The 12,821-nt window shown below is 54.8% G+C and carries 11 protein-coding genes and 1 other annotated feature; of the genes, 6 read left to right on the top strand and 5 right to left on the bottom strand.

Annotated features, from left to right (window positions below; all coding sequences use genetic code 11):
- Nucleotides 1-60 precede the first annotated feature (60 nt).
- Nucleotides 61-1,089 carry a LacI family DNA-binding transcriptional regulator gene (locus ACT3RW_RS11880; protein ID WP_444613899.1) on the top strand — a complete coding sequence of 343 codons (1,029 nt, stop codon included), beginning with the start codon at nucleotides 61-63 and terminating at the stop codon, nucleotides 1,087-1,089.
- Nucleotides 1,090-1,111: 22 nt separating this feature from the next.
- Here ACT3RW_RS11880 and ACT3RW_RS11875 read toward each other — a convergent pair whose 3' ends face one another.
- On the bottom strand, nucleotides 1,112-2,017 hold the full coding sequence (locus ACT3RW_RS11875) for a fumarylacetoacetate hydrolase family protein (RefSeq protein ID WP_444613898.1): 906 nt from the start codon (nucleotides 2,015-2,017) through the stop codon (nucleotides 1,112-1,114).
- A 377-nt stretch (nucleotides 2,018-2,394) separates the two neighbouring features.
- On the opposite strand from ACT3RW_RS11875, the gene ACT3RW_RS11870 reads away from it, so the two are divergent.
- Together ACT3RW_RS11870 and ACT3RW_RS11865 are read left to right on the top strand one after the other, a co-directional pair.
- Nucleotides 2,395-4,629 (top strand): MFS transporter, encoded by a 2,235-nt coding sequence (locus ACT3RW_RS11870; protein WP_444613897.1) that lies wholly within the window; start codon nucleotides 2,395-2,397, stop codon nucleotides 4,627-4,629.
- Between the two features lie 2 nt (nucleotides 4,630-4,631).
- A complete protein-coding gene (locus ACT3RW_RS11865) occupies nucleotides 4,632-5,105 on the top strand; it encodes a MarR family winged helix-turn-helix transcriptional regulator (protein ID WP_444613896.1) in 474 nt (157 codons plus the stop codon).
- A gap of 345 nt (nucleotides 5,106-5,450) precedes the next feature.
- Here ACT3RW_RS11865 and ACT3RW_RS11860 read toward each other — a convergent pair whose 3' ends face one another.
- From ACT3RW_RS11860 to ACT3RW_RS11850, 3 genes are all read right to left on the bottom strand, one after another.
- Nucleotides 5,451-5,723 (bottom strand): hypothetical protein, encoded by a 273-nt coding sequence (locus ACT3RW_RS11860; protein ID WP_444613895.1) that lies wholly within the window; start codon nucleotides 5,721-5,723, stop codon nucleotides 5,451-5,453.
- Nucleotides 5,724-6,414: 691 nt separating this feature from the next.
- Complete coding sequence (locus ACT3RW_RS11855; protein WP_444613894.1) at nucleotides 6,415-7,557, bottom strand: glutamate--cysteine ligase; 1,143 nt, start codon at nucleotides 7,555-7,557, stop codon at nucleotides 6,415-6,417.
- Between the two features lie 154 nt (nucleotides 7,558-7,711).
- Nucleotides 7,712-8,809: a THUMP-like domain-containing protein gene (locus ACT3RW_RS11850; RefSeq protein ID WP_444613893.1), complete on the bottom strand. Its 1,098-nt coding sequence runs from the start codon at nucleotides 8,807-8,809 to the stop codon at nucleotides 7,712-7,714.
- 18 nt (nucleotides 8,810-8,827) lie between these two features.
- Between ACT3RW_RS11850 and ACT3RW_RS11845 the strand changes: the two genes are divergently transcribed.
- Nucleotides 8,828-10,062 (top strand): IS3 family transposase gene (locus ACT3RW_RS11845; RefSeq protein WP_373270471.1). Its coding sequence is split into 2 segments (ribosomal slippage): nucleotides 8,828-9,113 and nucleotides 9,113-10,062, totalling 1,236 coding nucleotides; the frame shifts between segments, so codons are not numbered across the junction.
- Nucleotides 9,106-9,234, top strand: a sequence feature (AL1L pseudoknot). (Overlaps the previous gene by 129 nt.)
- On the opposite strand, the gene ACT3RW_RS11840 is transcribed toward ACT3RW_RS11845, so the two are convergent.
- Nucleotides 10,037-10,306, bottom strand: coding sequence for a hypothetical protein (locus ACT3RW_RS11840; protein ID WP_444613892.1), 270 nt, complete (start codon nucleotides 10,304-10,306; stop codon nucleotides 10,037-10,039). The genes ACT3RW_RS11845 and ACT3RW_RS11840 overlap by 26 nt on opposite strands.
- Before the next feature lie 428 nt (nucleotides 10,307-10,734).
- Between ACT3RW_RS11840 and ACT3RW_RS11835 the strand changes: the two genes are divergently transcribed.
- Nucleotides 10,735-12,312 carry an amino acid permease gene (locus ACT3RW_RS11835; RefSeq protein ID WP_444613891.1) on the top strand — a complete coding sequence of 526 codons (1,578 nt, stop codon included), beginning with the start codon at nucleotides 10,735-10,737 and terminating at the stop codon, nucleotides 12,310-12,312.
- Nucleotides 12,313-12,508: 196 nt separating this feature from the next.
- On the top strand, nucleotides 12,509-12,805 hold the full coding sequence (groES, locus tag ACT3RW_RS11830) for a co-chaperone GroES (RefSeq protein WP_022874060.1): 297 nt from the start codon (nucleotides 12,509-12,511) through the stop codon (nucleotides 12,803-12,805).
- Nucleotides 12,806-12,821: the final 16 nt, after the last annotated feature.

Below are 12,821 nucleotides of genomic sequence, written 5' to 3'. Positions count from 1 at the left end.
GTGATCCCTGCAATAGGCTAGGCTCGAATAATTGCATGTCAACGGTGGCAAGAAGGAAACGTGGAAACGCACAAAGCAAAGCGGGTAACACTAGCTGACGTGGCAGAAGCCTCGGGGATGTCCAAGGCTGCAGTCAGCATGATCCTAAACAAAAAACCAGGAACACGACTGTCAGCTGAAGCCACCGAACGGGTCCGTGCTGTCGCGAAGGAGCTGGGCTACCGCCCTAACGCTGCCGCGCAATCTCTGCGAAGCGGCAAGACGCGCACGCTGGGATTTATTTCTGATCAAGTTACCGTCACCCGCTTCGCCTCAGAAATGATCACGGGCATCCTGCGTGAGGCCGAAAGCCGCGACCACACTGTGCTCATTGCCGAGACCTTTGGCAAGCCCGAGCAAATGGCTGAAGCCATAACGCAGATGACTCACCGAGACGTTGACGGACTAATTCTTGGATTCATGGATTCTCGTCAACGTGATCTGAAGATTCCTCAGACTGAACTTCCCACCGTTCTGGTAAACGGAATAGACGAGAGCCCTTGTACCTCGGTGCTTCCCAATGAGAGGGAGTCCGGCGCCAAAGCAGTTCAGCGCGTGATTGAATCCGGCGCTCAAAGCGTTGCCGTTATCGGTGAACTGAAAAACGCCGAAAAAAATCCACGGATCTATCCCAGCATCACTCGACGTTTCGGATCCATGCGTCAGGCCTTGGTGGAATCAGAACTAGAGGTTCTTGGCCACTGGGTACTGGAAGACTGGAACCCCACGGATGGGTACGAGGCCACCACGCGAATGCTGGCCGAGGGCCATAAGCCAGACGCCATTATCTGCGCCAACGACCGTGTGGCCATGGGTGTCTTTCAAGCGCTCGCCGAAAAGGGCCTGGCACCGGGAACGGACCTCTCTGTACTTTCCTTTGATGATGAGATCATCTCTACTTATCTGCGCCCGCAGCTGAGCTCAATCCGTCTTCCGTATGAAGAAATGGGAGCGCTGGCTGTTGGGCTACTTCTCGATGGGAAGTTGGAACCCGTTGAACACGAAATTGATATGCCGCTCATTGAGCGCGACTCCATGATTGGCCATTGAGGCACGGCTTTAGACGGATTTCTTAGACCGCAATGACCGGATTTGTCAGTTCGCCAATTCCCTGAATTTTGCAGGTGACTTCATCGCCAGCTGCGATCCGTCGGCTCGTGGCGGGGAAGCCCGTCAAGATGACATCACCAGGCTGTAGGGTCAGGAATTCACTGTGATAAACCAAGATCTCCTCAACACCCCAACCGAGGTTCTGCGTAGTCGAGGTTTCTAGTGCTTCGCCGTTGTGTACGATTCCTATTTCTAGGTCTTGGTCCTCTAGCCCAACAACAATCCATGGACCCAGTGGAGTGAACGTATCTGGGCTCTTGGCACTGATCCATAGTTCATCAGCCTTCTGAGCATCACGGTCCGTGACGTCATTGCCGATAGTTACGCCAAGAACAACTTCGCGAGCATTTTCAAGCGTTAGATTCTTCGCTGGTTTTCCAATGACAATCGTCAGTTCGGCTTCAGGCTCAACGCGAGTATCGGAGCTCATCAGCTCAATTGCTTGATTCGGTCCGATGACTGAACTGGCAGCCTTGTGGAATGACTGCGGTGGAATGGCGCGGCCTGGTGCACCGGTGTTATGGGCCACGCCAAAGACGTTGGTCGGGGCGCAGGGGGCAAGTAGATCAAAGTGGTCTTGTGAGACGACATCGTTGATTTCCCAACCGTCGCGTGAAGCGCTGTTTTGGTTTGCTCGTGATGTCGGGAAGGGCGAATCGATGACCGTCCACTTTTGACCTTCGGGGGAGTCATAGTCCTTCGCGTCGTTTCGCACAAAGAATTGCTCTGGAATTGGTGAGTCTTTTGCGTCTTTGGGATGGACGCGGGCAATGCGATATGAAGCTTCATGCATGAGGACATCGTAACTTCCAGAGAAGGCCCATTTAGCTTTGGGTCGCATTACTACGAGAACTGATGAAGTAGTCATCAACAACCTGACCGCACGCTTATCCATGGCGCAAAAGCAACTACTGTGCTGTTCAACGAAAGTACCGAAGCGTGGGCTCACATCATGCTTGAAGCGAAGACCCGTGTGTCCTAGGGGTGTGCGGCGCCCACGATCCTAGCTCCAACAAACTGTTGAATCAGGACAGTCAGGATCGCTGTGATCTTGCCAACAAAGCCAACATACTTACTGGTCAGTAACGGGGTTGGTTGTGAGGCATAACCCCTGAATCATGCTGAAGTATAGTCTTGCAATGTAAATCTAGACCCTCTGGGAACTCAAATAAATAGGTTGACAGTTCTCAACCTTTTTTAGATAGTTGAGTAATGTCAACTTCTGCACCACCTCTAGAACCGAGCGTGAAATCATCGGCACCGATGAAGCCCGCTCAGGTCATGCTTTCCATCTCCGGCCTCATGGCCGCCATCTTTACCGTTCTGGTTTCGTCCACCGTGGTGGCAACACCAATGCCAGAAATCGTTGCGGATCTTCGCGGTACTAACACCGAGTACACCTGGGTACTGGTTGCGGCCTTCCTGTCCATGACAGTGACCACCCCAATCTGGGGCAAGCTCTCCGATATCTTCAACCGCAAGCTGCTGCTACAAATCGGCTTGATCATCTTCGTTGTTGGTACCGTTGCAGCCGGCTTCTCCAGCCAAATCGGTGGCGACTCGCACGAAGGCGCTATGAAGTGGCTTATCGGCTGGCGTCTGATTCAGTCCATCGGTACCGGTGGCCTGATGGCGCTGGTTCAGGTGGTTATGGCTGACATCATCTCGCCTCGTGAACGCGGTAAGTACATGGGCATCATGGGTGCCGTCATGGCCGTCGGACAGATTGGTGGCCCACTGCTTGGTGGCGTTATCGCCGATAGCTGGGGCTGGGAATGGTGCTTCTACGTTTGTGTGCCATTTGCTGTTGTTGCATTCTTGTTGATCCAGGGAACCCTGCACATCAACCAGGTCAAGCGCGAGACCAAATTCGACTTCCTCGGCGCTGCACTGATCATTAGCGGCATCAGCCTCTTGCTGATCTGGATCAGCTTGGGCGGCAAGACTGCAGACTCAGGTGGATTCGCTTGGGATTCCACGGAGAGCATCATCATGGTCTCCGCAGCAGCCGTATTGATTCTTGCCACCGTTTTCTGGGAACTGCGCATCAAGGAACCAATCATCCCGTTGCGTCTGTTTGCACAGCGCACCTTTGCGCTGTCTTCCGTTGCATCGATTGCCGTTGGTGTGACCATGTTTGGTACCGCTGTGTTCCTCAGCCAGTACTTGCAGCTCTCACGCGGCTTCACCCCAACCCACTCCGGTCTGCAGACTTTGCCAATGGTTCTTGGCTCCATGTTTGGTGCCATTGTTGTAGGTCAGTTGATCTCCCGTACCGGTTACTGGAAGAAGTACGTAGTAGGCGGCGGCGTAGTACTGACCGTTGGTCTTTACCTGATGTCGCGTATCGACTACGACACTCCATTGTGGTTTGTTGATCTTGGCATGTTCTTGCTTGGTCTTGGTTCCGGTGTGCTTATGCAGAACCTCGTACTGGTTACCCAGAACTCACTGCCTCCACGCATGATTGGTTCCGGTTCCGGCGCCATTGCCTTCTTCCGTAGCCTCGGCGGCACCATCGGTGTTTCTGTTCTTGGAACCGTGCTTGGTACCCAGGTATCCGACAAGATGAAGTCCGGCATGGACAAGATTCTTGAAGAGATCAACAAGGCTGCCGGTGCTCCACAGATGCTGGTTGATCACCCTGACTGTGCAGATAGCTTGAAGTCCCTGACCAGCGGCACCGTTCCAGCCGTCAACGACCTCTGTGAACCAGTGCGCACCGTAGTGGAAAGCGCCTACGGCCAGTCCATTGCTTTCTTGTTCCTTCTGGTTGTCCCACTGGCAATCGTCACCCTGATCTGCGCAATCTTCCTGCCTAATAAGCCACTGTCCAAGAAGACTGCTTCCGAGCAGATCGAGGAAGAGCTTGGCGGAGAACTTGCCGCTCTTGAGCCAGCCGAACGTGGCGGCCGCGGTTACGAAGAACTCATCGCTACCGGTGCGATAACGCTGCCCCCCGAGGAGGAACTGGCTGAAGCGCGTAAGCAGATGCAAGTGGCCCGTCGGATGGATGAGCGTGATCTGGTTGAACAGGTAATGCGCAACCGTGGTGAACGCTCAGCTGTACAGCCAGAACCAGAGCTTAGTATTGCCCAGCGTCTTGAAGCTGCAGAGACTGATGCTCATCATGAGTCCGCACGTGTTGGGGCCATGGTGGAAGAACTTCAGTCCGCTCTTGAACGTGCGCGTACCGCGCATTCTGAAATTGAGGACCAGGTAGGTCACGCGGTCAACGCGTTGAAGTCCTACGACAAGCGTCTGAACATTTTGGGGGAGCGCGTGGATGACACTGAGCGTGCTCAGCAGGAACTGCAAAAGCAGGCCCGTGCTGACCGCCAGGCTACGAGCCGGATGCAGGGACGTCATGCTGCTCAGGCCACAAGCCCGGAACCAGCTGCAACGATCAAGTCAGATTCTGGCGCTCCCGCATCCCAGCCACAAGCTGTCGGTGCTGCTGACCAGACACCTGGTGCATAACCGTGAGCGAAGTTAACGCGGTTGCGCTAGATGACATCGAAGCAGCCTTTGCCAGACTTGCTCCTGCGTTCAAGGGGCGCATGGCCAAGAATGCGAGATTGTTCCATCCGGAACTACGAGGTGCAGGATTCTCGGTGTTGCGAGCCGTGCTTTTGCACTCGTTGCGCCGGCCGGATCAAGAACTGACGATCTCAGAGATAGTCACCGAATGCCATATGGATAAGTCGGTGGTTTCTCGTCAGCTCAAAGACCTGAAGCAGTGGGAGCTCATTGAGGTGGAACGTTCTGAACATGATGCACGCGTGTATCTAGTCAGTCCCACCGAGTTTGCACTCAGCCGCTTCAGAGAGATCAAGAGCAGTACGCGTACTGAGTACTGGAACTTGTTCGCAGAGTGGGATTCACAGGATGTTTCTGAACTAGCCAAACTGTTACTTAGGTTCTCAGAACAAGTGGAACTTCGCTTCCGAGACTAAGCGTTGACATACAGAATAAGAGCCCGAGGGTGGTGCCTGATCAATGATCAGGCACCACCCTCGGGCTCTTCCGCATTAGCGATACTCAAGTGGGGGCCAACTCACGTTCGCGGATTCCGCTGGTCACCATTGGACGGGTTCTAGAGGTTGCTAGCCGAGCCTAGTACTTCTAGCAATTGCTGGGCCCTGCTAAAAGGTCATTTCACCCTCACCGGCAAGGAACCGTACAAATTCCGCAACTACGATTTCGGGTCCGGAGAACTGCTACTGCCTTAGCGCGCCTGACAACTGTCTGGCGGTTCCACGGCTGGAGTGCTGTCTAACGTTCATTGGATGTTGAGGCGTCTATCGAACGGTGACGGAAAACTTCCATACGTTGGGGCCGACGCGATTGCCGTTTCGGTCGGTGTCATAAAAGATGAAGCACTGGCTAGCCCTGGTCCATGAAGAATTCATGGTCAGACGTTTGGTATTGCATGCACTATAAGTCTGGTAATCGGTGGGATAGAGGTAAGAATAGCCTGCCTGAGCGGGCAGGGCTACGGCAGTCAGCCCTCCTGCAGCGAGCGCTAGAGTGGCTACCGAGACAGCTAGCCTTGCAAGTGGTTTTTTCACCATGATTGTGCCTTTCAGTGTTCGTGAACGGTAATCGAAACCCAGTATAACCATGAAATGGATTATTGGACAGGTTTTTCGCGAGCATATTGGCATGCGGCATTACCGGGGTCTGGCGATGGTGATTTTGGTAAAATTACTGGTGGAGGAAAGGTGTTTTTGTGAAGACTGATCATCGCATTGAAATCAATGGTCGAGACGTGGATGTTGCGCGTTCCCGCGCTCTGGTTGAGAAGAGCCAGCAACTTGGGAGCATTATCCGAATCAGGAAGCCCTAGACTGCGGCGAAAAAGTGCTACTTGGTCAGATGAGCGCTGATGAGGCGAGAGCCGAGATTCGTCTCAAGTACACGAAATAACGACGGCGACAGGCGACTAATGCACGTACCGGAATCCTGTGCAGTGAAAGAGACGCCTTGGTTACCCAACGCCGCTCTCAAATGAGTCGCTGACGGGGAACAGGCACGAGATATTTTCGGGCGTCTTTTGTAGAGAAAACTAAATGGCGTTGGGGATGAATGGTAGGTAGTCACAGCTCGCTTCCAGCTGCTGGAAGGTCGGCAATAGGCGCATTGGGCACCTTTGCATCGGTGAACTGGAAACCTCCAGCGGTTAAATCCGCGTTAGCTAATGAATACGCAAAGAGCGGCTGGAAAAATCCAGCCGCTCTTTGTCTTGAAGAATCGTTTTTAGGTCTAGACCGACTTCATTCGTGCAACGTTGTCGCGCACAACAGCCTTGAAATCCCCACCGGAAGCGGCAAAGACCTTACGCTGACGCTGGTACTCGGCGCCGGTCTCGATGAGGCGAATGATGCCTTGAAGTTCCTCTGAACAACCCAGCTGTTCGGCCACGGGAGCAAGACGCTTTACTTCTGCGCGCAAGTGGTCAGTCACCAGCATCTCATCACCCTGCGCGTTCAGGATGATGATGGCGTCCAAACCATAGCGGGCTGCGCGCCACTTATTCTCAACGCGGAACCAGGCAGGCATGATTGGGATCTTGTAGCCAGCTTCAATTGACATTGACATGTCGTGAACCAGGCACTGGGTCAAAGCGGTAATTGCCGCAATGTCATCGAGTGAGCTCAAGCCGTCACAGATTCGCATTTCAACGGTGCCAAAGCGAGGCACCGGGCGTACGTCCCAGCGGATTTCTGAGACATCATCAATCACGCCGGTATGCAGCATGTCTGCGATATGTGCTTCGTATTCAGACCATGAATTGAAGTGGAAAGGGATGCCGGCGGCCGGAAGCTGCTGGAACATCAGTGAACGCTGGGAGGCGTAGCCGGTGTCTTCTCCACCCCAGTATGGGCTGGAAGCACTCAGTGCCTGGAAATGTGGCTGGTAATTGATCAAGCCATCGGTGATGGGCAAGGCCTTGTCTCGGCTATCCAGACCAACGTGAACGTGTACACCGTAGATCACCATTTGGCGGCCCCACCACTGGGTGCGGTCAATCAGCTTGGCGTAGCGGTCTTTGTCGGTGACCGGCTGCAAAGTTGGTGCTGCGAACGGGTGGGAGCCTGCGCAGTACAGATCTACTCCGTGGTCTCCGGCAACGTCATTGAGCATTCGCACGTTGGTGCGAAGTTCCTCAGCGGCATTGGCCACAGTCTTGTGCACACCGGTGACGACCTCAACAGTATTCATCAGCAACTCTGGCTTGACCGTTGGGTGCTCATCTTCATGGCTCAGACCAGCATCTTTCTTGAGCTGGTCAAGGACATCTTCAGCTACCGAGCACAAGTCCGCGTCTTCACGATCGACTAGAGCAATTTCCCATTCAACACCAATGGTGGATTGGGCGGATTTGGCGAACTCGATTTTCTGCACGGTGCTCCTTGTGATGACTACTCGGGCGGATCACTCCGGAGCCGAACAAACAGGACAGGAGATTCACCGAAGATCGTTGTTTCTCCATACCCATTCTATATATTGCAACTCATCGGTTGGGATAGTGAACCGATGGGAGGTGCATCACCTCAGATTAGTGAGGTGATACTTCGAAAGCTACACGCTTATCTCCAATACGTGCCAGCATCAGCGTTGCCCGGTTCTTCGCGCCCTTAGGTGCACCGGCCAGCAGAATCTTGCGTAGCTCTTCAGGAGTTGCATCAACTCCACGCTTTTTGATGTCCAAGGTGCCAATGCCGTTGGCCTTGACCCAACTGCGCAGTTTCTTAACGTTGTAGTCGTGGACCGCTAGGACTTCGTAGCCACGAGCAAATGGGGTGGAGATCTTTTCTTCATGCGTGAAGTAGGCAATGTGCTCATCAAGCAGATGCCCTCCGGTGCTTTCCAAAAGCTTTGAAATCAGATGCGAACGGATCACCGCGCCATCGGGTTCATAGATATGCGCAGCCAGTTCACCAACTTCAGCTAACTTGTCATCTTTGTCCGCTACGGGGCTGGTCAATTCATGAGCGCCATCCTTATCGATGACCAAAGCAGCGCGAACCACGTTTTCACGCTTGAGTTTGCCAAACCAGAGGCACGCTTCAATGACTGATCCGTGATCAGAAATCCATACGGATTCTGCATTCGCAGGAATTGCATCGTGGGGCAGGCCTGGGCCAAGCTTCACGCCAACGTCTAGTCCGGAATCAACCAGTTTCTCAACAAAGGACAGGGGAGGGGAGAAGGCCTCTGGATCAAAGAGTCGGCGAGTGCTGCCGGCAACATCGGTGCGTCGGGCAGGATCTAGCCAGACTCCGTCAATTCCAGTCAGGTCTGTTTCCTCAGCTCCACCGTGCACAACCTTGGCATTCTCAAATGGCATCAGGTTCAGAGTGGTTGCAGCCGCAGTGGTTTCATCTTTTTCTACCGCGGTGACCTGCAGTCCGGCACTTGCCAGTGCAATCGAGTCAGTACCAATACCGCAGCCGAGGTCAGCCACGTGGGTTGCGCCAGCCTTGGTGAAGCGTTGGGCATGCAGCCCGGCGATGGTCAGGCGGGTGGCCTGTTCCAGACCGGCCGGAGTGAAAATCAACGAGTCAGCAAAAGGGCCAAACTTTACGCGTGCTTTGTAACGAAGCTCGGACTGGGCAATGATTCGCCCCGGGAATAATGGAGACAGTGAAGCCACGGAAAGGACTTCCCTGTCATGCCCCAAAAGAAGTACCCCCTCGAGCTACGCGAACGAGCAGTCCGCATGGTCCTCGACGCCCTCGAAGCTGACCCTGGTGCCCGCCGCGGCGTCTTCCGCCGGATCGGCGACCAACTCGGTGTGAACCCAGAAACACTGCGGTCCTGGGTCAATCAGGACCAGGTCGATGCCGGCGACCGCCCCGGCACTACCACCGCTGAAGCCCAGCGCATCAAGGACCTCGAGAAGGAGAATCGGGAACTGCGCCGGGCCAACCAAATCCTGAAGTCGGCCTCGGCTTTTTTCGCGGCGGAGCTCGACCGCCCCTCGAAGTAGTCTGCTCGTATATCGACGAGCACAAGGACGAACTCGGAGTCGAGCCGATCTGTGCCACGCTGCGTGCTGCCGGCGTGAAGATCGCTCCGAGTACCTACTATGCCCGCAAACATCGACCAGCCTCGGCTCGACAGAAACGTGACGAGGTATTGAAAGAAGAGATCAGCACTGTGCACGGGAAGAATTACGATGCGTTCGGAGCCAGGAAGATGCATATCGTGCTCAACCGCGAACCTGACTCGCATGGTCGCGGGCATGTGGCCCGTTGCACGATCGAGCGCCTGATGAGAGACCTCGATCTACACGGGATCAAGAGGGCCAAGGCACCGAACACTACGAGGTCAGCACCGCGGGAGAACTGCCCGGCCGATCTCGTCGATCGGCACTTCGAAGCCTTCGCTCCTGACCGGCTGTGGGTGGCCGATATCACCTATGTGCACACGTTCACAGGGTGGGTCTACGTCGCGTTCGTCACCGACGTGTTCAATCGCGAGATCGTCGGCTGGCAGGTCTCGAGGTCGTTGCATACCGAGTTGGCTCTTGACGCTTTGCAGATGGGGATCTATCAGCGTAAACGTGCTGGTCACGACCTGTCTGGGCTGGTGCATCACTCGGACCGCGGGGTCCAGTATCGAGCGATTCGCTATGGCGAGGCCCTGGCTGAGCAAGACGCAGTCGCGTCTGTCGGGTCGAAAGGAGATTCATACGATAACGCCCTCGCTGAAGCGCTGAATTCACTCTATAAGGCCGAACTCATCCGGAACAAGGGTCCCTGGAAAGGTATTGATGATGTCGAGATCGCCACGGCGCAGTGGGTGCACTGGTTCAACACGTACCGGCCCCACGGAGCACTTGGTGGGGCGACTCCCGCCGCGTTCCGAGCCGATCATCTCAGCACGATGCCACGGGCTGCGTAGCTCGTGGGTGAGCCGATGAATTCCAAGTAGAAAACTCTCCATCAAACACGGGGCTTGACACAATGACCGCACGAACCACTTCTGGTGCGTGCCCGTCCTTGCGCAGCTTTTCATTCAGAGTCCACGCTGCATCCTTGGAAGAGACCATGGATGGATCAATGGTGGAAAGCAATTGCCAGCCTTCTGCAGAAAGCAGAGCGGCGAATTGTTCGTTGAGCGTTGAGTCGTTAGAAGCCTGAGCCATGTCTCAAGCCTAGCGTTGATAGTTTGCTTGTCTTGTCTAGAAGCTTGTTGCCGCCAGTTGGGTGATGTGACCTATGTGACACTACGGCGTCATATTCAGATTCTTTTGATGGTCTTGAAGGTCGGTGCAATCGGGTGCTGCCCATGCCTCGGGAGAGATCGGAGTCAGGGCATTTGGGTTCAAACTGTGAAGCGTGATTCATTGCTGGTTAAGCGATGCTGTTTCATGGAATGCCATTTGTTTAGAAAGCGTAATGCTTTGCGGGATCCTTCAAATGTTTTTGGCGGGTAGAGCTTTGGCTGATTTACAGTCTGTCGTTCGAGTTGCGCAGCTGCGAAGCCAGATTGCTCGTGTTGCGCGGTAAAGGCGAAATGCGTTGAGGGAAACTGAAGTGACTCAGGTCGCATTCGGTCATGGTTTGGTGTTCCATGGCACCTGTGAAGAAATCTATGCAGCGAACGACAACGACGTCGAGCAATCAATTGCCAACAAGTGTCGGGGACCTGAACGACCCTCCGCCACTGGCTCAAAACCAACTCAAGCGCGGCATGAGTAGTCGCCACCTACAGATGATTGCCGTCGGTGGGTCTATCGGTACCGGCTTGTTTGTCGCCTCGGGTGGAACCATCGCGGAGGCTGGACCTGGCGGCGCTTTGGTGGCCTATGCGGCAGTCGGCCTGATGGTCTACCTGTTGATGCAATCACTGGGGGAGATGACTGCCAAGCTCCCGGTGGCTGGTTCCTTTCAAACCTTCGCTACCCGATTTGTTTCACCCTCGTTCGGCTTCGCCATTGGCTGGAACTACTGGTTCAACTGGGCCATCACCGTTGCTGCTGAACTTGTAGCCGCCGGCATCGTCATGAGCTTCTGGTTGCCCGATGTTCCGGGCTGGATTTGGGCTGCAGTATTCCTCGTGGCGCTAACAGCACTAAACGCGCTCTCGGCCAAAGCTTTCGGCGAAGGTGAGTTCTGGTTGGCCATGATCAAAGTTGCCACCGTGGTGGCTTTCTTGGCTGCTGGCGTGTTGATGATCTTCGGAGTACTCGGAACGCAAAGTGACCCACTGGCCAACTGGAGGGAAGGCAAAGAAGTCTTCCATGGTGGTTGGCTGTCCATTCTTTCCGTATTCATGATTGCCGGTTTCTCTTTCCAAGGCACCGAGCTGGTGGGTGTTGCTGCCGGTGAAGCTAAGGACCCCCGCCGAGAAGTTCCCAAAGCAATCCGCAGGGTGTTCTGGCGCATCATGCTCTTCTACATCGGTGCCATCTTCATCATCGGTTGCCTCATACCTTTCGCTGACCCCAGCCTGTTGGCCAGCGGGGAAGCCGATGTAGCGTCGTCACCATTTACCTTGGTCTTTGAACGCGCAGGCATTGCCTTTGCTGCGGCAGCAATGAACGCAGTGATTCTTACAGCGATTCTCTCCGCGGGTAACTCCGGTCTCTACGCATCTACGCGCATGCTTTACTCCATGGCTCATGACGGGAAAGCACCCAAGATCTTTGGGCGCACCAACTCCCGTGGCGTTCCCATCGTGGCCCTGCTGGCCACGGCAGCAGTGGGCCTGTTTGGATTCCTCACCGCACTGGTTGGTCAGGGTGCCGCATACACCTGGTTACTGAACGTCTCGGGACTCTGCGGATTTATTGTCTGGGTGGGTATTGCCGTCTCCCATTACCGTTTCCGTCGCGGTTACCTAGCCCAAGGCTTTGATGTCAAAGATTTGCCCTACCGAGCCCCGCTGTTCCCGCTAGGTCCCATCGTGGCGTTCTTAATGCTCATTGCTGTCATTGTTGGTCAGAACTATCAGGCGGTACTAGCTGGTCATGGTCTGGAAGTACTGTCCGCCTACATTGGTCTGCCACTATTCCTCGGGCTGTGGCTGGGGCACCGGTTGGTCACTAAGTCAAAGATGGTCACCCTTGAACAGATGGATCTGAGCGCCCCGGAGGATATCGAAGAGTCGGCCGCTGTGCGCTCTACGCGAACCGGTGTGACGAACTAAGGGCATTCGTTAGCACTCGCCTTGACCGAGTGCTAAAGCACGTCCTAAAGTCAGTGTTGGAAGTTCTACACACATAAATATGCGTGTAGGGCCACCGCCTGACTGGATACCACCAACTGGCACCGCGACGACGGTTGGTCCAATGCCATAGGGCGCACCCCTACCACCATTGGTTCATACACGAAAAGGAGAGACCATGTCTGTCTCCATCAAGCCGCTCGAAGACCGCATTGTCATCAAGCAGGTCGAAGCCGTAACCACCACCGCTTCGGGCCTTGTTATCCCTGATTCCGCTAAGGAAAAGCCACAGGAAGGCACCGTTGTTGCAGTAGGCCCAGGCCGCATTGACGACAAGGGTAACCGCGTTCCTGTAGACGTTGCTGAAGGCGACGTAGTTCTGTACTCGAAGTACGGCGGAACCGAGGTCAAGGTCGGCAACGAAGAGTACCTCGTACTCTCGGCTCGCGACGTACTGGCAGTTGTCGTAAAGTAACGCCACCCTCTTATAA

Origin of the sequence: Glutamicibacter sp. AOP5-A2-18, from assembly GCF_052446055.1 — a bacterium.
Lineage (GTDB): Bacteria > Actinomycetota > Actinomycetes > Actinomycetales > Micrococcaceae > Glutamicibacter.
This window is presented reverse-complemented; position numbering and strand designations above follow the sequence as displayed.